Genomic DNA, 24,477 nt, shown 5'->3' on the forward strand with positions numbered 1-24,477 from the left:
GGTGTCGCGCTCGGCGCGGCTGCTGTGTGCGCGCCGAACACACCCTGGTGCAGGGTGGAGAACCAGCAATGTGCGGCTGGTGAGCGCTCCGGGTGTTTCCCGGTCTGTGCAGGTGATTCGGGGGCCTCCGGCAAAAGGTTTGGACCGATCTGTCCTCGTTACCGGTCTGTGACCTTCGGGCCCTGGACGCGACCAGACGACGGACGGGAGGCCCGGTGCCAGCTGGCACCGGGCCTCCCGTCCGTCGTCCACGTGGGTTCAGAACGCCTTGCCGGGATTCAGGGTGCCCGCCGGGTCCAGGGCGTCCTTGACGGCACGGTGCATCGCGAGGACCCGCTCGCCCAGCTCCTGCCGCAGGCCGGGCAGCTTGAGCAGGCCGACGCCGTGCTCACCCGTGACGGTGCCGCCGAGTGCCAGGCAGTCCGCGACGATCTGGTCGAACGCCTGCTTCGCACGGGCCTTCGCGGCCTCGTCGCCCTCGGGAGCGATGATCAGCGGGTGCAGGTTGCCGTCGCCGGCGTGCGCGATGTTCGCGATGGTGACGTCGTGCGCTGCCGCCGTCGCCTGGATCCGTCGGAGCATCTCGGGCACCGCGCTGCGGGGCACGCAGATGTCCTCGGTGAGCACCGGTCCGAGCCGCTCGAGTGCCGGGTACGCGAGTCGCCGTGCCTGGAACAGCCGGTCGATGTCGTCGGGGTCCGTGGCGCGCTCGACGTCGGTGCCGCCGGCCTGCGCGAAGACGGCTGCGACCTGGTCGGCGAGCTCGTCCCCCGCGGCACCACGCTCGTCGACCCGGGCCAGCAGCAGGGTGTCGACGTCGGACGGCAGCCCGAGGTGCATCCAGTCGTCGACGGCCCGCAGGCAGGTCCGGTCCACGATCTCGAGTGCTGCGGGGATGATCCCGGCACGCGAGATCGCGGCGACGGCGTCCCCGGCGGCGCTGAGCGAGGGGAAGTACCCGATCACAGCACGTTCGTCGCGTCCGGCCAGGGGGAGCAGCTTGACGGTGACCGACACGACGATGCCGAGCGTGCCCTCGGACCCGACCATCAGGCCGGCCAGGTCGTACCCGGCGACGCCCTTCGCCGTGCGGCGTCCGAGCTCCACCACGGAACCGTCGGCCAGCACCACGGTCATCCCGAGCACGTAGTCGCGGGTGACGCCGTACTTCACGCAGCAGATCCCGCCGGCGTTCGTCGCGACGTTGCCGCCGATCGTCGAGATGGCCGAGCTCGCCGGGTCCGGCGGGTACCAGAGTCCGTGTTCCGCGACGGCAGCCCGCAGTGCGTCGTTGACCACACCGGGCTGGGCGACGGCGTAGCGCTCGTCGGTGTCCACCTCGAGCACCGCGTCCATCAGCTCGAGGGACAGGACGACCGATCCGGCCATCGCGTTCGCCCCGCCGGACAGCCCGGTCCCGGCGCCGCGCGGCACGACCCGCACGCCGACGGCTGCCGCCCACCGGACGGTGGCGACGACGTCGTCGGTGCTGCGTGCGAGGACGACGGCGAGCGGTGCGGTGGAGTCGGCCCACTCGGCGTCGTCGTGGCGGTACTGCTCGAGCGACGCCGGGTCGCGGAGGACCTGGTCCGGCTCGAGCAGATCGTCGAGGGCGGCTGTGTCGGCGGCGTGACTGACGGTCATCGGTTCGGGGGTCCTTCCGGGCGCGGCGGTGCGGCGCCGACGACGATACCGCGCTGAGTGGACGACCCGTGTCGCCTGCCAGGGACGCCGGACGACGGTGAGGCACGCGGCGGATCCGTCGCGGTGAGCAAGGAGGCCCCATGTACTTCCACGCACAGACCTGGATCAACGAGATCGCCGACGGCGAGCCCGACCCGGCAGCGGCCAACGCCCTGCAGGAAGGGCTCGGCGGGCAGTTCGGCGAGATGCGCACGATGATGCAGTACCTGTTCCAGGCGATGAACTTCCGTGGCCCGGCGGCGAAGCCGTACCGCGACCTCATCCAGGGCGTCGGCACCGAGGAGATCAGCCACGTCGAGCTCATCGGCACCACGATCTCCCGCCTGCTCGACGGCTCGCCCGAGTACACCGGCAAGCTCACCGACCCGCTCGACAAGCCGGGTGCGAAGGGTGCGACGCCGCTCAACATCGCGCTCGACACGAGCAACATCCACCACTACCTGGTCGGGGCCCAAGGTGCCCTGCCGGTCGACGCGGCCGGCAACCCGTGGAGCGGCAGCTACGTCTACAACTCCGGCAACCTGCCGCTCGACCTGCTCTACAACCTGATGCTCGAGTCCACCGGTCGCCTGCAGAAGTGCCGGATCTACGAGATGACGGACAACCCCACCGCGCGCAGCACCGTCGCGTACCTGATCGTCCGCGACCAGGCGCACGAGAACGCGTACGCGAAGGCACTCGAGACCCTCGGCGTCGACTGGAAGACCCTGCTGCCGATCCCGAAGACGAACGCCGAGCGGTTCCCGGAGGTCAAGGAGCTCCTCGACCTCGGGCTGCAGAGCAAGCAGTACAGCTTCGACCTCGACGGGGCGTCCGAGGCGGGCAAGATCTTCCGCGGCGCGTCCCCGTCGAAGGACGGCACGGACCTGACGGCGACCGAGCAGGCCCCGGCCGGCGTGCCGTCGTTCATCGCTCCGGAGCGCCTCGAGGAGTTCGGTCCCGGTCTCGACGCCGACCTGCTGGCGCTCATCCAGCAGACGGCGGAGCTCGAGCTCGGCGCCGTCGAGGTGAGCACGTACGGGCCGGTGGCCTGAACCTGCGCGGGCTCGCGGATCAGTCGAGGCAGAACTCGTTGCCCTCGACGTCCTGCATCACGATGCAGGACTCGTTGACCTGATCCGCGAGCATGCGGCGGAACTGCGTCGCGCCGAGCGCGACGAGGCGGGCGCTCTCCGCGTCGAGCGCTGCGAGACGTTCCTCGCCGACCAGACCGGTGCCGACCCGGACGTCCAGGTGCACGCGGTTCTTCACCGTCTTGCCCTCGGGAACCCGCTGGAAGAACAGCCGCGGCCCGACGCCCGTCGGGTCGACGCACGCGAAAGCGGAGTCCTGGTGCTCGGGCGGGAGCGAGGCGTTGAACGCCTGCCAGTCGTCGAACCCGGGCGGGGGAGCAGGCACCTCGTAGCCGAGGACCTCGCACCAGAACCGGGCGACCCGCTCCGGCTCGGCGCAGTCGAACGTCACCTGGACCTGTCGCACCGTTGCCATGCGCGCCAGGGTAGGCGCGCGGCGCGGGTCGCGCGCACCCGTTCTGCGACGCTCCACGAGTCGTTCGACGCGTGCACCGTCGGAACACTCGTGTTCCGACGCCGGAACAGAAGTGTCAGTCAGTGCTTCCCGCGGAGGCGACCGATGCCGAGGACGATCGCCACGACGACCATGCCGAGGACGACGCCGGCGACCGCCGAGACTGCGGTGTCGACGATCCACGTGATCACCGGGCCAGTGGCCTCGATCGCGCGCTCGATCGTGTGCAGCAGGTCGTACGGGCCGTGCCAGAAGGTCTCGGCGAGGTTCGCGATGACCAGGTGCCCGCCCACCCAGAGCATGGCCACGGTGCCGATGACGCTGATGACCCGGAAGACGGTCGGCATCGCCCGCACGATCCGCGCTCCTGTGCGACGGGTCCGGCGGACGGAGTTCTTCATCATCTGCAGACCGACGTCGTCGATCTTCACCAGCAGGGCCACCGCGCCGTAGACGACCGCGGTCATGACGAGCCCGATCACGATGAGTGCACCGAGTGTCGGCCAGAGCCCGAGGTCGGGGTCGAGGCCGGCCAGGGCGATGAGCATGATCTCGGTGCTCAGGATGAGGTCGGTCCGGATGGCGCCGAACACGAGCTTGGGTTCGGTGACCGAGTCGGTGGAGCCTGTGCCGTGGTGGACACCGAACCACTCGGTGACCTTCTCCGCGCCCTCGAAGCACAGGTACGTCCCGCCGATGAGCAGGAGGTACGGCAGCACCCAGGGCGCGAACGCGGTGAGCAGCAGCGCCAGCGGGATGATGATGATGAACTTGTTGAACAGGCTGCCGAGCGCGATGCGACCGACGACCGGCAGTTCCCGGGCCGGCGCGAGTCCCTGCACGTACTGCGGCGTGACCGCGGCATCGTCGATGACGACCCCGGCGGTCTTCGCACTCGCCTTCAGGGCCGCGGAGAGGATGTCGTCCACCACGGCGAGCAATCCGACTGACATGACTTCGTTCTCCGCTCGTCCGGGCCTGTGACGGTGCTCAGCGTAGTGGGCGCGGCGGACCCTGAACGCCGCCGGGGCGCCGTCCGTAGGCTGAGGCCATGGCTGACTTCACCGCTGCACAGGCCGCCGTCGTGCGGATCGAACGCGCCGAGGAGGGGCGTTGGGACCTCACGGTGATCAGCGACTCGGGCGTGAAGATGGGGCACGGCGTCTACCTGTTCGACGCCGCGCACGACGACGCCGAGGACGAGCAGGCCGCCGCGCTCGACTTCGTGCGCGACTACGGCTTCCGCTTCGAGCGCGACGCCGTGCAGGCCGACGGTGCGGACGCCTACTGGGCGCCGCTGCTGCCGTCCGACCAGCAGTAGCCGGCTACAGGGACGCGATCAACCGCTCGACCCGCACCCGGATGTCGTCGCGGATGGGGCGGACCTGCTCGATCCCCAGCCCGGCCGGGTCGTCGAGGTCCCAGTCCTCGTACCGCTTGCCGGGGAACACCGGGCAGGCGTCTCCGCAGCCCATGGTGATGACGACGTCCGACTCGCGCACGGTCTCGGTCTCGAGCACCGCCGGTCGGGCGTCGGCGATGTCGATGTCCTGCTCGGCCATGGCCTGCACGGCGACGGCGTTGACCTGGTCGGCGGGCTCGCTGCCGGCGGAGAACACCCGGACGCGGTCGCCGGCGAGGTGCTGCAGCCACCCCGCGGCCATCTGGGAGCGTCCGGCGTTGTGGACGCACACGAACAGGACGGCGGGGCGGTCGGTCATGCGCCCATCATCCCAGCGAGGGCGCCCGTCATCCCAGCGAGTGCGCCCGTCATCCCAGCGACGGTGCCCGTCATTCCCGCGCTGACGCCTCGAACCCGATCAGCCACGTGACACCGAACGCGTCCCGCACGGTGCCGTCCCAGTCACCCCACGGCCGCTGCTGCAGGGCGTCGACGACCGTGCCACCCTCGGCGAGCGCGTCGAACCAGTGCCGCAGGACGTCGGGTTCTTCGGCCCCGAGGAGCGAGAACAGCAGGCCGGTCGCCGCGAACGGCTCGTCGGTCTCGCTCGCGTCGGCGGCGAAGAGCTGCAGCCCGCCGGTGAGCTGTCCGTGGGCGACCGCGTCGGCGGGGCCGTCGGTCCGTGAGAAGTCGGCGTAGGTCGCGATCTGGACCTCGCCGCCGAAGACACCCTGCCAGTGCTCGAGGGCCTGCCTGGCGGTGCCGGCGAACTGGAAGTACGGCGACGGTCCGGTGACGTTCATGCCCGGACGATACCGCTGGACGAGGGCGCGCGTCCGCTCGTCAGGCGCTCGGTGCGATGCCGTCGAACGCGCGTCGCAGGATCGCGGCCGCGTCGGGGTCGTTGCCCGTGGCCCAGGTGGTGATCGCCACGTCGAAGCAACCGAGGGCCGCCTGCACGAGGACCCGTGCCCGCAGGTCGGCGTCGGGGCCGTGGAGCTGCCCGACGACGAGGGGCGTCAGGACGTCCGCCCAGGCCTGGTGCTTCTCGAGGTTCCGTGCGCGCAGTGACGCCGTGCTCGTCATCACGCGGACGGACCGTCGACCGGTCTCGGGGTCGTCGGTGCTGCCGCGCTCGAGCATCTCGGCGAAGGCCTCGCGCAGCGCGGGCCACACCGGTTGGGTCGTCGACCGCGACCGGAACGCCTCGGCGAGGGCGTCCCGGTGTCGCGCGGGGTCGCCGATGACGGCGTCCTCCTTCGCGGGGAAGTACCGGTGGAAGCTCCGCGCCGAGATCCCCACCTCGGCGGCGACCTGTTCCACGGTGACGTTGTCGAACCCGTCGGTGTCGAACCGCTCGAGTGCCACGGCGGCGATGCGCGCGCGGACGGCATCGCGGGTGATGTCCCGTAGGCCGGTTCGCACGTCGCTCACGGGACCGATCGTACCGTGACGTCATCTTCCGTCCAAGTTGTCAGACTCTGACAGTAATGGCGTACAGTGCCACTCGCATGACCACCACACGTCACGAAGGGACGGCACCATGCAGCAACGCACCCTCGGCCGACAGGGCCTCACCGTCAGCGCCATCGGCTACGGCGCCATGGGCACCACGTTCGCGTACGGACCCGGCGACGACACCGAGTCCGTCGCCGCGATCCGGCACGCCCACGAACTCGGCGTCACGCACTTCGACACGGCCGAGCTGTACGGCTGGGGGACCGGCGAGCGGCTCCTCGGCGCGGCGCTCGCCCCGATTCGCGACGAGGTGACGATCGCCACGAAGTTCGGGTTCACGCCCGAGGCCTACGCGCCGGACTCCCGACCGGAGCACATCCGGCAGGTGGTGGACGCGAGCCTGCAGAACCTCGGCACCGACTCGATCGACCTGCTCTACCAGCACGTGCACGACCCGGCTGTCCCGATCGAGGACGTCGTCGGCGTGATGCAGGAGTTCGTGCAGGCCGGCAAGGTCCGGTACCTCGGCCTGTCGAACACCGATGCCGACCAGATCCGCCGCGCGCACGCTGTGCACCCGATCTCGGCGTTCCAGACCGAGTACTCCGTCTTCTCGCGGGAGTCCGAGGCGCTCTTCCCCCTCGTCGACGAGCTCGGCATCGGCGTCGTCGCGTACTCGCCGCTGGCGCGCGGGTTCCTGAGCGGTGCCGTGCAGCCCGCGAGCGCCTACGCGGCCGACGACATCCGGCAGCAGCTCGAGTGGTGGGCGCCGGAGCACTTCGACGCGAACGTCGCCGTCGTCGCCGCGCTCACCGAGATCGCCGATGTGAAGGGCGTCTCGCTCTCGCAGCTCGCGCTGGCCTGGATCCTGGCGAAGCGCGCCGACCTGGTCCCGATCCCCGGATCGCGCAACCCCGGACGCGTCGCCGAGAACGTCTCCGCCGCCGACGTGCGGCTCACTGACGACGAGGTGGTGCGCATCGACGCGCTGTCGCGCGACGTCCGTGGGAAGCGCGCGATGGGCTGAGCCCGGCCGGGTGTCGGACGGGAGGCCCGTGGCGCGCCCGCCACGGGCCTCCCGTCCGTCCGGTGGTCGTGTCCAGGGCGCGTCTCAGGCGAGCAGGGCGAGTGCGCGGTCCACGACGTCCTCCGGTCGGCCGTCGCCGTGCAGCGCCCACCAGGTGAGGGCCGCGCTCGCCGCGGCCGCCAGGGCGTGCGCGCGCACCGACACCGCGAGGTCGTCGGGCGTCGCGCCGTCCCGCTCGGCCACGAACCGGACGATCGCGTCGGTCAGGGTCGTGACCGTGGCCGCGCCGACGTGCTCGAGGGAGGGGTTGGCGCGGATGACGCGGAGTCGGTGGCGGGTGACCTCGACGGCGTCGTCGGGGAAGGTCGCGCCGATCCGGTAGGCGGCACGCAGGGCGACCGACGACGACTCCGTGGACGGCCGCTGTCGGAGTGCGTCACCGAACCGCGAGGCGAACTCGTCGAGCCCACCCCAGACGAGCGCCGCCTTGTTCGGGAACAGCCGGAACAACGACCGGCGGCTCACCCCGGCAGCTGTCGCGACGTCGTCCATCGACACGGCGTCGAAGCCCTGCTCGTCGAACAGCCGGAGCGCCACGAGGGACACCGCGTCCGGGTCGATCGTGCGGGGGCGTCCCGTCGGCCGATCGCTCGTCGGTCGATCGCTCGTCGGCCGGTCACTCGTCGGGCGCATGGAGTCCTTTCGGCACTGAGTGCTATAACCGTCGTGGCGCAGCGAGCGCCTCTCAGTGAGGAGACGACATGACCGACACCACCGCCGGACGTTTCACCGGCAGGACCATCATCGTCACCGGGGCGGGTTCCGGCATCGGACGCGCCACGGCGACGCGCATCGCGAACGAGGGCGGGCGGGTGATCGCGACCGACGTCGTCGCCGACCGCCTCGACGCGCTCCGCTCCGAACTCGAGGGCCTCGAACTCGAGACCGTCATCGGCGACGTCGCCGCGACCGAGACCATCGACGCACTCATCGCGGCCGCGGGCGATCGCATCGACGGACTGGCGAACGTCGCCGGCATCATGGACGCTTTCCTTCCGCCGAGCGAGGTCGACGACGCCACCTGGGACCGCGTCTTCAGCGTCAACGTCACCGGACCGATGCGCCTCACCCGCGCCGTCCTGCCGCACATGATCGCCGCCGGCCGCGGCGCCGTCGTGAACGTCGCCTCCGAGGCCGCACTCCGTGCCTCGGCAGCGGGTGCCGCGTACACGGCGTCGAAGCACGCGATCGCCGGGTTCACCAAGAGCGTGGCGTTCTTCCACGGGCCGCAGGGCATCCGGGCAAACGCGGTCGCGCCGGGCGCGGTCGCGACGAACATCGAGGCGCCGATGCGCAGCGAGTACGCCGCCAGCCGGGTCGGCCCCATCATGCAGGTCGCCATCCCGCCGGTGGCGCAGCCGGAGCAGCTCGCAGCGGCCATCACCTGGCTGCTCAGCGACGACTCTGCCAACGTGAACGGCGCCGTGCTGCCGAGCGACGGTGGGTGGTCGGTCGTCTGACGAAAATGCTCAGATACGAGTAGAAATCTACTAGAAGTGGTAGATTTCTACTCGTATCCGATCGGAGGTCCCGATGCAGTTGCAGTCCCCCTTCGCGACGGTGACCACCTCCGTGGACGGCGATGTGCTCGCCGTGTTGGCACGAGCGCCAGGACCGATGACGATCGCGGCCATCTGCAGCCTGGTGCCGGACCGGTCGTACGCCGGGGTCCGGAACAGTGCGGATCGGCTGGTCGAGCAGGGTGTCGTCGACGGGCACCGGACCGGACGGACGAAGTCGTTCAGCCTGAACCGGGAACACCTCGCCGCCGATGCGATCACCGCTCTGGCCGATCTCCGGCGCGCGTTCCTCGAACGACTCCGATCGGGCTGTCGATCGATCCCCCTCCGGTACGCCGCGCTCTTCGGATCCGGCGCCCGTGGTGAGATGCGGCCGGACAGCGACCTCGATGTCTGCTTCATCGTCGAGCACGGCCGACGTGAGGAGGCAGAGGACCAGATCCACGCGTTGTGCCGTGCGGCCGGTCGGTGGACCGGGAACGCCGTGCGGCCGGTCCTCTTCGACGAGGACGAGATCGACGGCACCGACCCGCTCCTCGCATCGGTTGCCGGGGACGGGATTCCCATCGCAGGCGATGGTCGATGGCTGTCCCGGAAGCTCCGTACCCTGACTGGATGACCCCGCGAACCGGCACCACCGCACCGGGCGACGAGTCGTTCCGGAGGGGCCGGCTCGCCAAGGCGACGGAGTTCCTCGAAGCTGCAGAGGCCCTCCGCGCGCTCGGCGGTGACGCAGGGGTCTTCAGTGCCGGATCGCAGTTCGCGAACGCGTTCGTCACGCAGTGCGTCCTCAGCGGCATCGCCGCGGCTGACGCGATCTGCGTCGCTCGGACCGGCGAGTACTCGCGATCGGGAGCACACGACGAAGCGGTACCCGTGCTGCGTGCGGCAGCTGGACAGCCGGTTGCGAAGCACCTCGAGGTGCTGTTGGCGGTGAAGACCAAAGCCGAGTACAACGCGCGGTCGGTCAGCGACAGCGACATCGTGCGCGCCGGGGAAGCGGCCGAGGCCCTCGAGGCGGCCGCGCGGTCGGTCTGACGCGCCGGTCGATCCGGAGCGGCTGGCCCGCTTACACTGCCGACATGACCGAGGTCCCCGTCGCGCGCTCCGAGTGGGGCCGGTTCGCCCCCGACTCCGTCGAACGCCGGATGCTCGAGCACACCGGCACCGCCCTCGGCCTCGTCCTCCGCCCGCGCACGGTCGTGCTCGACCGCGCCCGGGTCGAGGTCGAGGGCATCGACGACGCCGACCGTGTCGTCGTGCAGCTCGTCGCGAACCAGGGCGCCTACAAGCCCGCCTGGCGCAACAAGGTGATGGCGGACCTGTTCAAGCTGCTGTGGCTGCGGCGGTCGGTCCCCGGGGTGGAGCGGGCCGTGCTCGTCGTCGCCGAACCCGCGGCGAGGGCGCTCGCCGGGTGGGTGGCGGTTGCCGCCGAGGACCTCGGCGTCGAGGTGCTCGTCTGGGACGGGCAGACCGCAGTGCTCTCGCCGCGCTGAGCGCAGTCGACCCGACCCGCGCACTCGTTCACACGTTCGCAACACATGTGGTCCGACTCCGTAACACGGGCGTCCTAGCCTCGTCACCAGCAGCGGATTTCCGCGTCGCAGACCAACCCGAGCTCGCGACGCACGCTCTCCGCCATACGAGACCGAGCCTGCGTGCTCGCCGACGGTATGGAGGAACGGATGACCACATCAGCGGTCCGCGTGGACGCGGTGCGCAAGGTGTACGGCAGCGGCCCGAGCGCGATGGTCGCGCTCGACGACGTCGAGTTGACCATCGAGCCCGGGAAGTTCGTGTCGCTCATCGGCCCGAGCGGCTGCGGGAAGTCGACGCTGCTCCGCCTGGTGGCCGGGCTCGAGCCCGCCGACCGCGGTGACGTCCGGGTGCACGGTGTCACACCGGCCCAGGCCTGCGCGGCGAAGCTCATCGGACTCGTGCCCCAGGCGCCGGCGCTGCTGCCCTGGCTCACCGTGCTGCAGAACGTGTCGCTCGCCGGGCGCGTGAACCCGGGTGCCGGTCGCCGCCGTGCCGCCATCGAGGACCTCGAGGAGCGCAGTACCGGCACCGGCCCGGACATGCGCGAACTCCTGCGGATGGCGGGACTCGGCGAGGCGATGGACAAGCTCCCCGCACAGCTGTCCGGCGGCATGCAGCAGCGTGCCGCGATCGTCCGGGCCTTCGGCCTGCGCCCCGACGTCCTGCTGATGGACGAGCCGTTCTCGGCGCTCGACGAGTTCACCCGCGAGAGCCTGCAGGACCAGCTGCTCGACCTGTGGGACGAGCTGCGCACGACGGTGCTCTTCGTGACGCACTCGGTGTCCGAAGCCGTCCGGATGTCGGACACCGTCGTCGTGATGGCGCCGCGCCCCGGCCGGATCGTCGACGTCATCGACATCGACCTGCCCCGCCCGCGCAACCAGCGATTGTTCGAGGAACAGCGGTTCCACGAGTACGAAGACCTGGTCCGGACCCGTCTGCACAGCGCCTGGCGCATGACCGATGCGGCCTGAGGGAGACGGGACCATGAGCGCCACCACCACCTCCACGCCCGCCGCGACCGCCACCACGGCCGACGCCGAACGACGCACCGCGCGCCGACCGGTGCCCGGTTGGCTCCGACCGACCGTCTGGTTGCCCCTCGTCGTGATGCTCGCCGTCCTGGCGGTGCTCTGGCAGATCGGCGCGACGGCGATGCCGTACCTGCTGCCGCCGTTGCCCGCGGTGGGGGAGACCCTCGCCACGCAGCTGCCCTACTACCTGCAGAACGCCGGCATCACCCTGGCGGAGTCGCTCGTCGGCCTGGCCATCGGGTTCCTCGCCGCCTTCGTGCTCGCGGTGCTGACGAGTGAGCTGCCGATCGTCCGCCGTGCGGTCATGCCGATCGCCATCGTGCTGAACGTCACGCCCCTCGTCGCGATCGCCCCGGCCCTGGTGGTGGCGTTCGGGTTCGGGCCGCTGCCGAAGCTCGTCATCACGGCGCTCATCTGCTTCTTCCCGATCCTGATCAACACCGCCGCAGGCCTGCGGTCCGTGCCGCAGCCCGTGCTGCAGGTGTACAAGACGATCGATGCCTCCCGGTTCGAGATGCTCGTGCACCTGCGGATCCCGAACGCCCTGCCGTTCGTGTTCGCGGCCCTGCGGATCGTGTTCCCGCTGTCGATCATCGGCGCGGTCGTCGCGGAGCTGTCCGCCTCGGGTTCGACCGGCGGCCTCGGCACCGTGATCAGCACGGCGTCGTCGATGAACCAGCTCGACGTCGTCTACGCGGCGATCGCGATCCTCGCGGTGATGGGCGTGGTCCTGCTCGGACTCATCACGGTCGTCGAGCGGCGCGTCCTGCACTGGCACCGCACCGCGAACGACTGACGCGCGGTCCGCCGGCCGCACCACGCGGCCGCCCCGCGGCCCTGCCGCACCACCCGCCGGCGCGAGCCTGCCCGCGCGACGTCAGCCGCGCCTCCAGGCCGACGTCCGGCGACCCACCGACCCACCCGCACCCGCCCTGCACCACCCATCTCTTCCCACAGGAGTGACCATGCAGCACAGCACCATGCAGCACCGCACCAAGGCCGCACTCGCGGCCCTCGCCACCGCCGTCGTCGCCCTCGCGCTCACCGGCTGCAGCACCGGCTCGAGCGCCGGAACCACCTCGTCCGAGGGCAGCGCGATCTCGGCCGAGCGGTGCAAGGAGAACAAGGACGCCGGCAAGATCACCTACCTTTCCGGCTACCAGTACCAGTCGTCGGCGTCGATCCTCGAGTACATCGCGGCGGACGAGCTCGGCTACTTCAAGGACCTCTGCCTCGACGTGACCCTGAAGCCGGGCTCGGGTGACACCGCCCAGAACACGAAGCTCCTCGCCAGCGGCCAGGCCACCGTGTCCGCCGTCGCCGAGCAGGACCTCATCCAGGCCCGGGCGAACGGCATCGACATCACCGGGATCTCGTCGTACTCGAACGCCGGCCTCGACGTCCTGATGACGAACAAGGACATCACGAAGCTGCCGCAGCTCGACGGCCAGGTCGTCGGCCACAAGGGCTACGTCCCCGCCTCGGTCCGGGCGATGATGGAGAAGGCCGGTGTCGAGTGGGACTCCCTCACGCTCGTGAAGGAGGGCTACGACCCGTCCGTCCTGCCCCGCAAGCAGAACGGCCTCGAGGCGCTGACCGGCTTCGTGTCGAACGAACCGAACCTGCTCAAGGCCGCCGGTGACGACGTCACCGTCTGGCAGCCCGTCGACTACGACATCCCCTCGTCGATCGGTGCGATGGCCGTGAACCCCGCCTTCGCGAAGGCGCACCCGACCGCGGTCGAGGACGTCCTGCGCGCAGCCCTGCACGCCTACGACTTCTGCTCCGCGAGCGAGGCGAAGACCAAGCAGTGCGTCGGGTACGCCGCGAAGCTGTCCGGCGCCACCTACGACACCGCCCAGAACACCAAGATCTGGACCACCGAGACGAAGGTCATCGCGGACAACCCGACGCCGGACCAGCCGCTCGGCGGGATCGACCCGGAGAACGTGACGAAGCTCGTGGACATGCTGCACCAGTTCGACATCGTCAAGAGCTCCGTGACCGCCGACGACGCGAAGCGCTGGTTCACGAACGAGTACATCGACGCCATCACGAAGGACGGCGAGACCGTGTGGCCGGCACCGTGAGCGCCATCGTCACCGAGTGTTCCGCAACGACCAGAAAGGCGGCGTGAGATGCCCGCGAAGGAGTACGGGATCTTCCTCCCGATCGGCAACGGCGGGTGGATGCTCTCCACCACGGCACCCCACCCCGAGGCGACCTACGCGTGGAACAAGCGCGCGGCGCTGCACGCCGAGACGATCGGCCTGGACTTCGTGATGTCGATGGCGAAGTGGCGCGGCTTCGGCGGCTCCACCGACCACTGGGGTCGCTCCCTCGAGTCGATGACGATGATGGCCGGCATCGCCGAGGCCACCGAGCGGGTCAAGATCTGGGCGACGATGCACGCCAACGTCCACAACCCGGCGGTCGCCGCGAAGATGTACACGACGCTGCAGGACGTCTCCGGCGGCCGGGCCGGCATGAACATCGTCAACGGCGCCTACGCGGCGGAGTTCGAGCAGTTCGGGATCTGGGACGCGGCCCTCAGCCACGCCGACCGGTACCGGATGACGGAGCTCTGGACCGAGGCGGTCACGCGCCTGTGGACCGAGGACAGCGTGACGATGCACACGCCGTACTTCGACCTCGACGCGTGCGAGTCCCGCCCCCACCCCGCATCGCGGCCGACCATCATCAGCGCCGGCAAGTCCGAGGCAGCCCGGGCGTTCCAGGCGAAGCACGCCGACGGCGCCTTCCTGGCAGCGGACAGCCTGGACGAGATGCGCGACCTGTCCCGCGACGTCCACGACCGCGCCGCCGCCGAGGGACGCGAGTGCCGCACCTACTCGATGCTCACGGTCGTGCAGGGCGAGACCGACGCCGCCGCGCAGCGGAAGGTGCGCGAGTGGGGTGCCGGCGTCGACCGCGAAGCACTGGCCTCGATGCGGGCGTCGTGGGGCGTCCCCGCCGAGCAGGCGCGTGCCTGGGCGGACGGTGCTGCCGGTGAGGACGCGTTCCAGACCGCGTACGTCGCCGGGTCCGCCGAGACCGTCATCGAGCACATCGAGTACATCGTCGACCGGGGCGAGCTCGACGGCCTGATGCTGATCTTCCCCGAGTACGACCAGGACATGGTGCTGTTCGGGGAGACCGTCCTGCCGGCGCTCCGCCAGCACGACGCGGCGGTCGTCCGGTGACCGGGGGACCCGACGCGGGTCGCGACCCGCGGCTCGCGCAGTTGCTGTCCGCTCCGCTCCGCCCCGCGCTCGTCGTCGTCGACGTGCAGCGCGACTTCGGTGAGCCGGCGCGGATCGCCCCCTACGGACTCGACGACCGCGCGTCCGTCGCCGTGGCCGCCGCCGTCACCCGCATCGGCTCGCTCGTCGACGAGGCCCGCGCAGCGGGCGTCCCCGTCGTCTGGGTCGAACTCGGCAGCGACCCGGCCCGGCCGTGGCGCTCCAGCACGTGGCTGCGCGGGGGCGACCCGGACGGCCCGATGCCGGACGACGAGCCCTGCCGGATCGGCACGGAGGGCGCCGAGTGGTACCGCACGGCGCCCGAGCCCGGTGAGACACGCGTCGTCAAGCGCGGCTACAGCGGGTTCCTGGGCACCGACCTGGAGGCCCGGCTCACCGCCGCAGGGATCGGCTGGGTCACCGTCGTGGGACTCACGACCGAGTGCTGCGTCCTCGCCACCGCACAGGACGCGATGCAGCTCGGCTGGCACGTGGTGGTCCCGCAGGACGCCACCGCCGCGTACGACACCGACGTGCACGACGCCGCACTCACCCTGATCGACCTCAACGTGGGCGTCGTGACCGACGCCGACGAGACGGTGGCGCTGTGGCGCGCGGCTGCTGACGCGTCTGCGTCTGCTGCTGCTGCTGCTGCTGCTGCTGCTGCGTCTGCGTCCGGGTCTGCGTCCGCTTCGCCGGTGGGTGCCCGATGAGCGGCATGCACCTGGCCTACGACCTGTCCTTCACCCACACCGAGGGGCGGTGGGCAGCGGCCGGCAGCTGGGTCGGCCAGGACTTCCCCGACGTCCGCATGTACATGGAGGTCGCCAGGACCGCCGAGCGCGCAGGCGTCGACATGCTGTTCTTCGGCGACGGGTCCGGTGTGCCGAGCACGTGGCGCGGCAGCATCGACCCGGCCGTCGAGTGGGGCATCCAGTGGCCCCGGCAGGACATGTCGCCCGTGATCGCCGCGATGTCCACCGTCACGGAGCACATCGGGTTCGGGCTCACCTACTCGTCCACGTTCACCCACCCCTTCTCCGTCGCCCGACTGCTCAACTCGCTCGACCACGTCACCGGGGGACGGATGGCGTTCAACGTCGTCGCCTCGTCGCGGGGCGCGGACGCGGCGAACTACGGGTCCGACCACCTGATCGACCACGACCTGCGGTACGAACGGATGGAGGAGTTCATCGGCGTCTGCCGTGCGCTCTGGGACTCCGTCGCCCCGGACGCGATCGTCCGCGACCGCGCGACCGGCCGGTTCGCCGATCCGGCCGGGGTGCACCCGATCGACCACGACGGCCGCTTCTTCAAGGTGCGCGGCCCGCTCGCGAGCGTCCCGAGTCCGCAGCGGCACCCCGTCGTCGTGCAGGCCGGCAACTCGCCGCGCGGCATCGCCGCCAGCGCGTCGTTCGCCGACCTGGTGTTCGGGTTCGGGTCGAGCGTCGCCGGACAGCTCCGGCACCGGAACGCCCTCGACGCAGCGCTCACCGACGCCGGTCGGGACCCGTCCGGCGTCGGGATCCTCTGGGCGACCCAGGTCATCGTCGGCGCCACCGACGCCGAGGCCGCCGCCCGCCGTGACTCGCTGCTGTCGTTCTGGAACCGCGAGGCCGTCGGCACCTTCATCTCGCACAACGCCGGGTACGACTTCTCCACGCTCCCGGAGACGTTCCGCCTCGGCGAGCTGCGCGACGAGATCGTCGCCGCGCAGGCGAGCCCGGCCGGCCTGGTCGGCAGCCTGGTCGCCGAGTTCGGCGAGGACCACACCATGGACCGCGACGACTTCTTCGAGCACGGCTGGCGTGCTGCGACGGGCCTCGACCACATGCTGGTCGGCGACGCCGCGGGGGTCGCCGACGCCCTGCAGGAGAACTTCGCGGCCACCGGCGGACGCGGCGGCTACATGCTGTCCAGCCCGCTCGGCATGCCCACCGGGTTCGCCGACCTGAGCGAGCTGCTCGTGCCGGAGCTGCGTGCCCGAGGTGCCCTGGCGCCGCGGTACCCGGGGTCGACGCTCCGCGAGAACCTGGCGGTGTGAGGTGACCCCGGCCCGTCGGTGGCTCGCGCTCGGCGGGCTCTGCCTCGGCTTCTTCATGCTGCTGCTGGACAGCACGATCGTGTCCGTCGCCCTGCCGGACATCGGCAGCGACCTCGGCACCGACGCGTCGCTGTCGGTCTGGGTGAACAGCGCCTACCTGTTCGCGTTCGCCGTGCCGCTCCTCGTCGCCGGACGGCTCGGCGACCGCTTCGGGCACCGCCGGGTCTACCTGCTCGGGCTCGCGGTGTTCACCGTCGCGTCGGTCGGGTGCGCGTTCGCACCGGGGATCGGCGCGCTCATCGTCTGGCGCGCCGTGCAGGGCGTCGGTGCCGCGCTGCTGACACCCCAGTGCCTGACCGTGATCCGCTCGTTGTTCGAACCACCCCGACTCGCCGTCGCGCTCGCCGTCTGGAGCGCCGGTGGCGGTGCGGCGACCGTCGCCGGCCCGATCGTCGGCGGCGTGCTCGTCGAGGCGTGGGGGTGGCCGTCGGTCTTCCTGGTGAACGTGCCCGTCGGCATCGTCACCGCCGGCGCCGTGCTGCGGTTCGTGCCGGTGTCCCGACGCATCGCGGTGCCCCTGCCGGTGCTCGCCGTCGTCGGGGTGACCGCCGGGGTGTTCGCGGTGGTCGTCGGTGTCCAGGGCACGGGCGACGGCGTCCTCGCCGCCCCCCTGCCGCGGGTCGGTCTGGTGGTGCTCGGCGCACTCGTCGTCGCTGCGGTGCTCACGGTGCAGCGCCGCGCGGGGGACCGGGCGCTCGTCCCGCTCGGGTTGTTCCGCGACCGCGGGTTCGTGACCGGCTCGTGGGGCGCGACGGCTGCGTCGTTCTGCGTCGGGTCGGCGCCGATCCCGCTCATGCTCGACCTGCAGGACGGACGTGGTCTCGGACCGGGTGCCGCGGCCCTCGTGCTCGTGCCGATGGGGGTCGCCTGCCTGGCCGCCGCACCGTTCGTCGGCCGCACGACGAACACCGCGGGCCCCCGTGCGACGGCGACCATCGGCGCCGTCCTGCTCGTCGTCTCGGTGGCGCTGACCGCCGTGCTCATCGGGACCGCCGCACCCCTCTGGGCGGTCGCGACGGCGTTCACCGGCTTCGGGGTCGCGAACGCGTTCGTCTGGTCGCCGTTCTCGCTCGCGGCGGTGCTCGGGGCCGGACCGGCGACCATCGGTGCGGCGTCGAGCACCTTCAACACCGTGAAGCAGCTCGGTGCCGTCCTGGGCAGCACGGTCACCGCGGTGCTGCTCGCGGTGTCGACCGACGCGGTTGCCCTCGGTGCCCTGGCGCTGGCGGCCCTCGGGGCACTCGTGGCGGCGGCGTCCCTGCCAGGGCGAGCGCCGGCGGTCCTGACCGGCGCGGTCGTGCACGGCGCCGGGGTCGGGCACGGGCTCGGGTTCCCGACCGCCAACCTGCTGCCCGACGACGCGGGCGCTGTTCCGTCGGACGGGGTCTACGTCGGCTGGCTCACCGCGCCGACCTGGTCCGGTGCCCGTGAGGCGCTCGTGTCGATCGGCAGCAACAGCACCTTCGCCGACCGGCCGCGCACCGTCGAGATCCACGTGCTCGACTTCGACGGCGACCTGTACGGCACCCCCGTCGAGCTCACCGTCGGCCGTCGGCTCCGGCGGCAGCGCACGTTCCCCGGGCCGGACGCCCTCGTCGCCGCGATGCGTGCCGACGAGCGCCGTGCCCGCACCCTGCTCGCCCGCTCCTGAACGAAGGAACCACCATGCAGCACGACTTCACCGACGACCCGCTCGACATCCGCGAGGCGATCGCCGAGGTCCCCTCCGTCGTGGCCGCCATCGCAGCCCGGGTCGACGGCGTGCTGGTCGTCATGGTGGCGACGTCCTTCACCGTCGGGGTCTCGTACGACCCGCCGCTCGCGACGATCGCCGTGCAGCACTCGTCGACGACCTGGCCGGACCTGGCCTGCGCGCCGGTGCTCGGCATCTCCGTGCTCGCCGAGGGGCACGCGGCGCAGACCCGGCAGCTGGCCTCCCGCGACCGGGCGCAGCGACTGTTGGGCGTGCCGTCCACGGACACCGGGGCGGGAGCGATCCTGCTCGACGGCGCGCACTCGTGGCTGGAGTGCTCAGTCGAGGCCGTCCACCGCGCGGGCGACCACGACATCGTGGTGCTGCGGGTGCTCCGCTTCGCCCGCGACTCCGCGAACGCCGCGCTCATCTGGCACCGGCCAGCTCGGCGGCCAGCAGGCGTCGCCACCACCTGACGTTCTTTCCCAGAACGCGTGCGATGGGAAGCGGAATCGGGCGCACCTGGTCAGAAGTTCCGACCCGGTACGCCCGAAACGACTCGGTACGCTCCGCGCGGCGGCCCGCACGACCCCCTCAGGACGCCAGCGCCGCCATCTCGCGCACCACGGCCCGGAGCCGCACCGCGAGCTCGTCGTTGTTCCGCACGGAGTCGCGGTGGGCGGCCTCGCTGAGCGCCGACATCACGAGCGTCACCGCCGTGCGTGCGGTCTGGTCGTCGGTCCTGGTGCCCACGACGCTGAGCAGGGACTGGCGCGACTCGGCCATCCACTGCATCACCATCGACGACATCTCGGGCCGGAGGACCAGCAGCTCCTTCATCCGGCGGCGGTCCTGGGACAGCGGTACGGTCGCCGCGACGAGGGTGCAGAGGTCGTCGACCAGGCCGCCACGAGCCTCGGTGAACCATGCTGCGGAAGGCTCCGGGACCTCGACGGAGTCGAGTCCGAGGGCGGCGTGCGCCTTGGACGAGAAGTAGTTGAAGAAGGTGCGGGGCGAGACGTCGGCATCGGCGCAGATCTGCTCGATGGTGACGCCGTCCAGCCCGTGCGCGGACACCAGCGTCAGGGCCGCGTCGTGCAGCGCCTGCCGGGTCTGCTGCTTCTTGCGCTCCCGCAGGGTGCACGGCTCCGTCGCCACTGCAGCTGCCGGGGTGGTGATCACGTGGACTCCTGGTGGTGGGGGTTGGTGGGCCGCCCGTGCCGGAAAGGGGGCACGGCACGGACGGCCCGGTCGGTCACCGACGGTGCGTCGGCGCGGATCCGGTCGAACCCGATCCGGTGGGCACCGAGCCGGTCGGCACGGACCCGGTCATCGGACCGGTGAACGAGCCGGCGTCGGCAGCGGCGGCGCCGGCTTCGGCCTCGAGCTGGGCCTCGGCGGACAGGTCGGCACGCTCCTGCAGGGCGGATCGCTGGCGCAGCGGCGGCACCCGGAAGAACCAGGTGAGCACGAACGCGAGCAGGATCACACCGAGGCCGACCCAGTAGATCGTCACGGACGAGGCGTTGAAGCCCGCCATGAACGGCCGGGTCAGGCGGCTGTCGGCACCGGTCAGGAACGAGGTGTCGTTCGTGCTGGTGGCACTGTCGCTCGTGGTGTTGCCGTCGTCGATCTTCTTCGCGAGCTCCGGGGTGAGCTCGTCGACCCAGTACGAGCGCTGCGAGGCGTTCGACCAGTCGACGGACACGGTGCCGTCCTGCACGCTGGCGTGTGCCTGGTCGGCGACCTGCTCGAGGGCGGACTGCTCCGCCGCCGGCGTCGCCGCTGCGACCTGCTGGTCGATGACGGACTGGGCCGAGGCGGCGGGGACCGCACCGGCGGCGACCTGCTGCTGCACGGCTGCCGTGACCTGCTCGGTGACCGCGGTGTCGGCGGCCTGCGTCGCCTTCGCCGAGGCAGCGTCGAGCTGCGACTGCACGGTCTTCGTCAGCGGGGTGACGACGGGCGTCCAGATCTTGTCCATCGCGCCCTGGTTCGCCTTCGCGCTGGCGACGGTGGGGTTGAGCGCGGCGTCGAGCGCCGGACCGAGGTCCTTCTCGTTCGCGGTGGCGTGCAGGATGTTCGCCGGCATCACCGAGAACAGGATGGACAGCAGGACGGCGGTGCCGAGCGTTCCACCGATCTGCCGGAAGAACGTGGCGGACGACGTGGCGACGCCCATGTCACGGGCCTCGACGGAGCCCTGCGAGGCCAGGGTCAGCGACTGCATGACCGAGCCGAGGCCCAGGCCGATCAGGAACATGCCGATCATCAGGAACCAGAGCGGCTTGTCGATCGACATGAAGGTCAGGACGACGTAGCCGGCGGACACGAGCGCGGTGCCGATGACCGGGAAGATCCGGTAGCGGCCGACGCGGGCGACGATCTGACCGCTCGTGATCGAGGCGATCATGAGACCGCCGACCAGGGGCAGCGTGGCGAAGCCGGACTCGGTCGGGGTGAGCCCCACGACGATCTGCAGGTAGAGCGGGATGGTGAGCATCGCACCGAACATCGCGAAGCCGACCAGGAACCCGATGACGGTCGCCATCGAGAACGTGCCCGAGCGGAAGAGCTTGAGCGGGATGATCGCCGCGTCGCCCATCTTCGACTCGATGAGCAGCAGCCCGACCAGGCCGACGACCCCGACGACGTAGCAGGCGATGGCGGCGGGGGAGCCCCAGCCCCAGATGCGGCCCTGTTCGGCGACGAGCAGCAGCGGCACGAGGGTGACGATGACAGCGGTCGCGCCCCACCAGTCCACCTTGGGCTTGGCGTCGTCGGCACTGTGCACCTTCGGCAGGTGCAGGAAGACGATGACCATGAGGAGCGCGGCGACGCCGATCGGCACGTTGATCAGCAGGACCCAGCGCCATCCCGTGATCCACAGGATCTCGGAGGAACCGGCGAGCAGCCCACCGATGAGCGGCCCGATGACGGACGAGATGCCGAACACGGCGAGGAAGTAGCCCTGGTACTTGGCACGTTCGCGCGGGGCGAGGATGTCACCCATGATCGCGAGCGGCAGCGACATGAGCGCACCGGCGCCGATGCCCTGCACGGCGCGGAAGGCCGCGAGCATGAGCATCGAGGTGGACATCGACGACAGGACGGCGCCGAGGATGAACACGACGATGCCGAAGATGTAGAGGGGCCGGCGGCCGAAGATGTCGGAGAGCTTGCCGTAGATCGGCGTCGCGATCGTCGAGGTGATCAGGTAGGCCGTGGTGACCCAGGCCTGCTGGTCGAGGCCGTGCAGGTCGTCGCCGATGGTGCGGATCGCCGTGCCGAACACCGTCTGGCCGAGGGACGACAGGAACATGCCCGCCATCAGGCCGTAGATCACCAGGAGGATCTGGCGGTGGGTCATCAGGGGCTGCTGGCCGGTCCCACCGGAGGCCGCGGGGGCCTCGGCGGTGTGCCGACCGTGCTGCACCTGGACGGGTGCGGTGGCGGTCATCGAACTCCTTTTTCGTGCTGTGTAACTTTGCAGACCGCGCAACGATACATCTGTTGCTTCCAGCAAGCAACTAAATGTGCCCACTACGCTGGCTCCATGTCCGACGACCGGCGTGCCGCCGAGCGACTCCTGCGATCCCAGCTCGACCGGCTGTGGGTCCGGCAGACCCTGCGTTCCTCGCTCATCGAGTCCAGCGGCGGCCTCGACCCGACCGCGCGGGTGATCCTGCGAGCCGTCGCCGGTCACGGACCCGTCCGTGCGACCGCGATCGCCGACGCGACGGGCCTGTCCCGCCCGGTGATCAGTCGCCGGGTGGCGTCGCTGGTCGAGGCCGAGCACCTGGTCGGCTCGCCGGACCCCGCCGACGGCCGAGCGACCCTGGTCTCGCTCGCACCCGCGGGCAAGCAGTTGCTCGACCAGCTCGACGCCGCCGGTGCCGAGGTCTTCGACGACCTCACCGAGGAGTTCGCCTCGGACGAGTTGCGCTCGCTCGCCGAGATGCTCACGCGGCTGAACGACCGGGCCGACGCGGTCCTCGGGATCGGCACCACGCGCCCGTGACGTGACCAGCAAGAGGACGGGAGGCGCGGGGCGGGCCCGCCCCGTTCCTCCCGTCCGGACGCCCTCCGGTCACTGCGGAGCGTGCATTCGAGATACCGTTGGTGTATGAGCACGGACACCGCCACCACCACCGAGACCACCGACGAGGGGCCCGTGGTGACCTTCGCCGATCTCGGCCTGAGCGATGCTGTGCTCAAGGCCGTCAAGGACATCGGCTACGAAACCCCTTCCGCCATCCAGGAAGCCACCATCCCCACACTGCTCGACGGCCGCGACGTCGTCGGCCTCGCGCAGACCGGAACGGGCAAGACCGCCGCCTTCGCGCTGCCGATCCTGTCCCGCATGGAGCCCGGCAGCAAGAAGCCGCAGGCCCTCGTGCTGTCCCCGACGCGCGAGCTCGCCCTGCAGGTGTGCGAGGCGTTCGAGCAGTTCGCGTCGCACATGAAGCACGTCCACGTCCTGCCGGTCTACGGCGGTCAGGCGTACGGCGTGCAGCTGTCCGCCCTGCGCCGCGGCGTCGACGTCATCGTCGGCACCCCCGGTCGCATCATGGACCACCTGGCGAAGGGCACGCTCGACCTGTCCGAGCTGAAGTACCTCGTGCTCGACGAGGCCGACGAGATGCTCAAGATGGGCTTCGCCGAGGACGTCGAGACGATCCTGGCGGACACCCCCGACGACAAGCAGGTCGCCCTCTTCTCGGCGACAATGCCCGCCCAGATCCGCCGCATCTCGCAGCAGTACCTGACGGACCCGGCCGAGATCACCGTCAAGACCAAGACGAAGACCGCCGCGAACATCACGCAGCGCTACCTGATGGTCTCGTACCCGCAGAAGGTCGACGCCCTGACCCGCATCCTCGAGGTCGAGGACTTCGAGGGCATGATCATCTTCGTCCGCACCAAGAGCGAGACCGAGACCCTGGCCGAGAAGCTCCGTGCCCGTGGCTACGCCGCAGCGGCCATCAGCGGTGACGTCGCCCAGGCCCAGCGCGAGCGGACCGTCAACCAGCTGAAGTCCGGCAAGCTCGACATCCTCGTCGCCACCGACGTCGCCGCCCGTGGCCTCGACGTCGACCGCATCACCCACGTCGTCAACTACGACATCCCGGTCGACATCGAGTCCTACGTGCACCGCATCGGCCGCACGGGTCGTGCCGGCCGCTCGGGTGACTCGATCAGCTTCGTCACCCCCCGCGAGCGTCGCCTGCTCTCCGCGATCGAGCGCCACACGAAGCAGCCGCTCACCCAGATGCAGCTGCCGACCATCGACGACGTCAACGAGACGCGTCTGACCCGCTTCGACGACGCGATCACCGCGGCGCTCGAGGACCAGGGCCGCATCGCCGCCTTCCGTGACGTCATCGCCCACTACGTCGAGCACCACGACGTCCCCTCGGACGACGTCGCCGCCGCCCTGGCCGTCGTGGCGCAGGGCGACTCGCCGCTGCTGCTGACCGCAGCCGACGACGCCCTCCGCACGCAGATGGAGCGCGACGCCCGCCGTGGCGAGCGCGACGACCGCGCTGCACGCGACGACCGTGGCCCGCGCAGCGACCGTGGCGGTGACCGCGACCGCGGCCCCCGTCGTTCGCAGCCGATGACCGCCTACCGCATCGAGGTCGGTCGTCGGCACCGCGTCGAGCCGCGTCAGATCGTCGGCGCGCTCGCGAACGAGGGCGGCCTGCGCCGCGACGACTTCGGCGCGATCCGCATCCAGCCGGACTTCTCCATCGTCGAGCTGCCCGCCGACATGGACGGTGGCGTGCTCGACCGTCTGACCGACACCCGGATCAGCGGCAAGCTCATCGAGATCAAGCCCGACCGCCGTGGTGGTGGCGGTGGTGCCCGTCGTTACGAGGACCGAGACCGCGCCCCGCGTGGCGACCGCGACGACCGTCCGGAGCGCAAGCCGCGCTACTGACGCGAGCCGCGTCCTGGACGCGACCCCCTTTGTGACGGGAGGCACGGTGCCGGCTGGCACCGTGCCTCCCGTCCGTCCTCGGTGCGGGTCCCGGGCCCGCGAGACGCCGGTCCAGCCTTTCGGCATCTTGCGGTGCGGGGAACCGCACATCACGCCCGGATCGGTTCCCCTGGTGCCCTGGCGGTGCTGTGATACCTGCAGCCGTGACGCAGGGAGCCGCGGG

26 protein-coding genes are annotated in these 24,477 nt (G+C 71.0%); 17 read left to right on the plus strand and 9 right to left on the minus strand.

Annotation, left to right across the window (positions count from 1 at the left end; genetic code table 11):
- Positions 1-258: 258 nt before the first annotated feature.
- Complete coding sequence (locus EDF31_RS03405; RefSeq protein ID WP_131845200.1) at positions 259-1,644, minus strand: FAD-linked oxidase C-terminal domain-containing protein; 1,386 nt, start codon at positions 1,642-1,644, stop codon at positions 259-261.
- A 140-nt stretch (positions 1,645-1,784) separates the two neighbouring features.
- On the opposite strand from EDF31_RS03405, the gene EDF31_RS03410 reads away from it, so the two are divergent.
- Positions 1,785-2,738 (plus strand): manganese catalase family protein, encoded by a 954-nt coding sequence (locus tag EDF31_RS03410; RefSeq protein WP_131845201.1) that lies wholly within the window; start codon positions 1,785-1,787, stop codon positions 2,736-2,738.
- A gap of 19 nt (positions 2,739-2,757) precedes the next feature.
- Here the strand turns inward: EDF31_RS03410 and EDF31_RS03415 are convergent, their stop codons facing one another.
- Both EDF31_RS03415 and EDF31_RS03420 read right to left on the minus strand, forming a co-directional pair.
- Positions 2,758-3,192, minus strand: coding sequence for a VOC family protein (locus tag EDF31_RS03415; protein ID WP_123939129.1), 435 nt, complete (start codon positions 3,190-3,192; stop codon positions 2,758-2,760).
- Between the two features lie 119 nt (positions 3,193-3,311).
- Positions 3,312-4,184, minus strand: coding sequence for a DUF808 domain-containing protein (locus EDF31_RS03420; protein ID WP_131845202.1), 873 nt, complete (start codon positions 4,182-4,184; stop codon positions 3,312-3,314).
- Between the two features lie 98 nt (positions 4,185-4,282).
- On the opposite strand from EDF31_RS03420, the gene EDF31_RS03425 reads away from it, so the two are divergent.
- A complete protein-coding gene (locus tag EDF31_RS03425) occupies positions 4,283-4,552 on the plus strand; it encodes a hypothetical protein (RefSeq protein WP_123294645.1) in 270 nt (89 codons plus the stop codon).
- 4 nt (positions 4,553-4,556) lie between these two features.
- On the opposite strand, the gene EDF31_RS03430 is transcribed toward EDF31_RS03425, so the two are convergent.
- The 3 genes from EDF31_RS03430 to EDF31_RS03440 all read right to left on the minus strand — a co-directional run bounded on the left by EDF31_RS03430 (position 4,557) and on the right by EDF31_RS03440 (position 6,067).
- The gene (locus tag EDF31_RS03430) at positions 4,557-4,952 is read right to left on the minus strand and encodes an arsenate reductase ArsC (protein ID WP_131845203.1); all 396 of its coding nucleotides are present in this window, start codon (positions 4,950-4,952) and stop codon (positions 4,557-4,559) included.
- 70 nt (positions 4,953-5,022) lie between these two features.
- Complete coding sequence (locus EDF31_RS03435; protein WP_131845204.1) at positions 5,023-5,436, minus strand: VOC family protein; 414 nt, start codon at positions 5,434-5,436, stop codon at positions 5,023-5,025.
- 40 nt (positions 5,437-5,476) lie between these two features.
- Positions 5,477-6,067, minus strand: a complete 591-nt coding sequence (locus EDF31_RS03440; RefSeq protein WP_243649826.1) for a TetR family transcriptional regulator — start codon at positions 6,065-6,067, stop codon at positions 5,477-5,479.
- A gap of 109 nt (positions 6,068-6,176) precedes the next feature.
- On the opposite strand from EDF31_RS03440, the gene EDF31_RS03445 reads away from it, so the two are divergent.
- Positions 6,177-7,118: an aldo/keto reductase gene (locus EDF31_RS03445; RefSeq protein WP_131845206.1), complete on the plus strand. Its 942-nt coding sequence runs from the start codon at positions 6,177-6,179 to the stop codon at positions 7,116-7,118.
- A gap of 84 nt (positions 7,119-7,202) precedes the next feature.
- Here EDF31_RS03445 and EDF31_RS03450 read toward each other — a convergent pair whose 3' ends face one another.
- Complete coding sequence (locus tag EDF31_RS03450) at positions 7,203-7,811, minus strand: TetR family transcriptional regulator (RefSeq protein ID WP_131845207.1); 609 nt, start codon at positions 7,809-7,811, stop codon at positions 7,203-7,205.
- Positions 7,812-7,879: 68 nt separating this feature from the next.
- Between EDF31_RS03450 and EDF31_RS03455 the strand changes: the two genes are divergently transcribed.
- The 12 genes from EDF31_RS03455 (at position 7,880) to EDF31_RS03510 (ending at position 18,786) form a co-directional block, all read left to right on the plus strand.
- Positions 7,880-8,638, plus strand: coding sequence for an SDR family NAD(P)-dependent oxidoreductase (locus EDF31_RS03455; RefSeq protein ID WP_131845208.1), 759 nt, complete (start codon positions 7,880-7,882; stop codon positions 8,636-8,638).
- 73 nt (positions 8,639-8,711) lie between these two features.
- Positions 8,712-9,317: a nucleotidyltransferase domain-containing protein gene (locus EDF31_RS03460; protein ID WP_131845209.1), complete on the plus strand. Its 606-nt coding sequence runs from the start codon at positions 8,712-8,714 to the stop codon at positions 9,315-9,317.
- Positions 9,314-9,736: a hypothetical protein gene (locus tag EDF31_RS03465; protein ID WP_131845210.1), complete on the plus strand. Its 423-nt coding sequence runs from the start codon at positions 9,314-9,316 to the stop codon at positions 9,734-9,736. The genes EDF31_RS03460 and EDF31_RS03465 overlap by 4 nt, the downstream gene beginning before the upstream one ends.
- A gap of 44 nt (positions 9,737-9,780) precedes the next feature.
- The gene (locus EDF31_RS03470; protein WP_131845211.1) at positions 9,781-10,194 is read left to right on the plus strand and encodes a hypothetical protein; all 414 of its coding nucleotides are present in this window, start codon (positions 9,781-9,783) and stop codon (positions 10,192-10,194) included.
- Positions 10,195-10,383: 189 nt separating this feature from the next.
- On the plus strand, positions 10,384-11,211 hold the full coding sequence (locus EDF31_RS03475) for an ABC transporter ATP-binding protein (RefSeq protein ID WP_123294748.1): 828 nt from the start codon (positions 10,384-10,386) through the stop codon (positions 11,209-11,211).
- Between the two features lie 13 nt (positions 11,212-11,224).
- Complete coding sequence (locus EDF31_RS03480) at positions 11,225-12,067, plus strand: ABC transporter permease (protein ID WP_207896064.1); 843 nt, start codon at positions 11,225-11,227, stop codon at positions 12,065-12,067.
- Positions 12,068-12,236: 169 nt separating this feature from the next.
- Positions 12,237-13,361, plus strand: coding sequence for an ABC transporter substrate-binding protein (locus tag EDF31_RS03485; RefSeq protein ID WP_243649828.1), 1,125 nt, complete (start codon positions 12,237-12,239; stop codon positions 13,359-13,361).
- A 48-nt stretch (positions 13,362-13,409) separates the two neighbouring features.
- Positions 13,410-14,474, plus strand: coding sequence for an LLM class flavin-dependent oxidoreductase (locus tag EDF31_RS03490; RefSeq protein ID WP_131845212.1), 1,065 nt, complete (start codon positions 13,410-13,412; stop codon positions 14,472-14,474).
- A complete protein-coding gene (locus tag EDF31_RS03495) occupies positions 14,471-15,226 on the plus strand; it encodes an isochorismatase family cysteine hydrolase (protein WP_131845213.1) in 756 nt (251 codons plus the stop codon). The genes EDF31_RS03490 and EDF31_RS03495 overlap by 4 nt, the downstream gene beginning before the upstream one ends.
- Positions 15,223-16,557 (plus strand): NtaA/DmoA family FMN-dependent monooxygenase, encoded by a 1,335-nt coding sequence (locus EDF31_RS03500; protein ID WP_123939121.1) that lies wholly within the window; start codon positions 15,223-15,225, stop codon positions 16,555-16,557. Before EDF31_RS03495 ends, EDF31_RS03500 begins: the two co-directional genes overlap by 4 nt.
- Position 16,558: 1 nt before the next feature.
- Positions 16,559-18,268 (plus strand): MDR family MFS transporter, encoded by a 1,710-nt coding sequence (locus tag EDF31_RS03505; RefSeq protein ID WP_243649829.1) that lies wholly within the window; start codon positions 16,559-16,561, stop codon positions 18,266-18,268.
- A gap of 14 nt (positions 18,269-18,282) precedes the next feature.
- Positions 18,283-18,786, plus strand: a complete 504-nt coding sequence (locus EDF31_RS03510) for a flavin reductase family protein (RefSeq protein WP_131845214.1) — start codon at positions 18,283-18,285, stop codon at positions 18,784-18,786.
- Positions 18,787-18,904: 118 nt separating this feature from the next.
- On the opposite strand, the gene EDF31_RS03515 is transcribed toward EDF31_RS03510, so the two are convergent.
- Both EDF31_RS03515 and EDF31_RS03520 read right to left on the minus strand, forming a co-directional pair.
- Entirely contained in the window at positions 18,905-19,492 is a 588-nt protein-coding gene (locus tag EDF31_RS03515; RefSeq protein WP_123939119.1) for a TetR/AcrR family transcriptional regulator, read from the minus strand.
- A 73-nt stretch (positions 19,493-19,565) separates the two neighbouring features.
- Positions 19,566-21,770: an MDR family MFS transporter gene (locus EDF31_RS03520; RefSeq protein WP_131845215.1), complete on the minus strand. Its 2,205-nt coding sequence runs from the start codon at positions 21,768-21,770 to the stop codon at positions 19,566-19,568.
- A 96-nt stretch (positions 21,771-21,866) separates the two neighbouring features.
- Between EDF31_RS03520 and EDF31_RS03525 the strand changes: the two genes are divergently transcribed.
- Positions 21,867-22,331, plus strand: coding sequence for a MarR family winged helix-turn-helix transcriptional regulator (locus EDF31_RS03525; RefSeq protein ID WP_131845216.1), 465 nt, complete (start codon positions 21,867-21,869; stop codon positions 22,329-22,331).
- A 105-nt stretch (positions 22,332-22,436) separates the two neighbouring features.
- Positions 22,437-24,254 (plus strand): DEAD/DEAH box helicase, encoded by a 1,818-nt coding sequence (locus tag EDF31_RS03530; protein ID WP_131845217.1) that lies wholly within the window; start codon positions 22,437-22,439, stop codon positions 24,252-24,254.
- The last annotated feature ends 223 nt before the right edge of the window (positions 24,255-24,477 follow it).

The organism is Curtobacterium sp. PhB142, assembly GCF_004341255.1.
Classification (GTDB): Bacteria; Actinomycetota; Actinomycetes; order Actinomycetales; family Microbacteriaceae; genus Curtobacterium.

Bases quoted from the DNA above. Each gene is read 5' to 3' on its own strand.
- EDF31_RS03405 (WP_131845200.1), bottom strand. From the start codon at position 1,644: ATGACCGTCAGTCACGCCGCCGACACAGCCGCCCTCGACGATCTGCTC.
- EDF31_RS03410 (WP_131845201.1), top strand. From the start codon at position 1,785: ATGTACTTCCACGCACAGACCTGGATCAACGAGATCGCCGACGGCGAG.
- EDF31_RS03415 (WP_123939129.1), bottom strand. From the start codon at position 3,192: ATGGCAACGGTGCGACAGGTCCAGGTGACGTTCGACTGCGCCGAGCCG.
- EDF31_RS03420 (WP_131845202.1), bottom strand. From the start codon at position 4,184: ATGTCAGTCGGATTGCTCGCCGTGGTGGACGACATCCTCTCCGCGGCC.
- EDF31_RS03425 (WP_123294645.1), top strand. From the start codon at position 4,283: ATGGCTGACTTCACCGCTGCACAGGCCGCCGTCGTGCGGATCGAACGC.
- EDF31_RS03430 (WP_131845203.1), bottom strand. From the start codon at position 4,952: ATGACCGACCGCCCCGCCGTCCTGTTCGTGTGCGTCCACAACGCCGGA.
- EDF31_RS03435 (WP_131845204.1), bottom strand. From the start codon at position 5,436: ATGAACGTCACCGGACCGTCGCCGTACTTCCAGTTCGCCGGCACCGCC.
- EDF31_RS03445 (WP_131845206.1), top strand. From the start codon at position 6,177: ATGCAGCAACGCACCCTCGGCCGACAGGGCCTCACCGTCAGCGCCATC.
- EDF31_RS03450 (WP_131845207.1), bottom strand. From the start codon at position 7,811: ATGCGCCCGACGAGTGACCGGCCGACGAGCGATCGACCGACGAGCGAT.
- EDF31_RS03455 (WP_131845208.1), top strand. From the start codon at position 7,880: ATGACCGACACCACCGCCGGACGTTTCACCGGCAGGACCATCATCGTC.
- EDF31_RS03460 (WP_131845209.1), top strand. From the start codon at position 8,712: ATGCAGTTGCAGTCCCCCTTCGCGACGGTGACCACCTCCGTGGACGGC.
- EDF31_RS03465 (WP_131845210.1), top strand. From the start codon at position 9,314: ATGACCCCGCGAACCGGCACCACCGCACCGGGCGACGAGTCGTTCCGG.
- EDF31_RS03470 (WP_131845211.1), top strand. From the start codon at position 9,781: ATGACCGAGGTCCCCGTCGCGCGCTCCGAGTGGGGCCGGTTCGCCCCC.
- EDF31_RS03475 (WP_123294748.1), top strand. From the start codon at position 10,384: ATGACCACATCAGCGGTCCGCGTGGACGCGGTGCGCAAGGTGTACGGC.
- EDF31_RS03480 (WP_207896064.1), top strand. From the start codon at position 11,225: ATGAGCGCCACCACCACCTCCACGCCCGCCGCGACCGCCACCACGGCC.
- EDF31_RS03485 (WP_243649828.1), top strand. From the start codon at position 12,237: ATGCAGCACAGCACCATGCAGCACCGCACCAAGGCCGCACTCGCGGCC.
- EDF31_RS03490 (WP_131845212.1), top strand. From the start codon at position 13,410: ATGCCCGCGAAGGAGTACGGGATCTTCCTCCCGATCGGCAACGGCGGG.
- EDF31_RS03500 (WP_123939121.1), top strand. From the start codon at position 15,223: ATGAGCGGCATGCACCTGGCCTACGACCTGTCCTTCACCCACACCGAG.
- EDF31_RS03510 (WP_131845214.1), top strand. From the start codon at position 18,283: ATGCAGCACGACTTCACCGACGACCCGCTCGACATCCGCGAGGCGATC.
- EDF31_RS03520 (WP_131845215.1), bottom strand. From the start codon at position 21,770: ATGACCGCCACCGCACCCGTCCAGGTGCAGCACGGTCGGCACACCGCC.
- EDF31_RS03525 (WP_131845216.1), top strand. From the start codon at position 21,867: ATGTCCGACGACCGGCGTGCCGCCGAGCGACTCCTGCGATCCCAGCTC.
- EDF31_RS03530 (WP_131845217.1), top strand. From the start codon at position 22,437: ATGAGCACGGACACCGCCACCACCACCGAGACCACCGACGAGGGGCCC.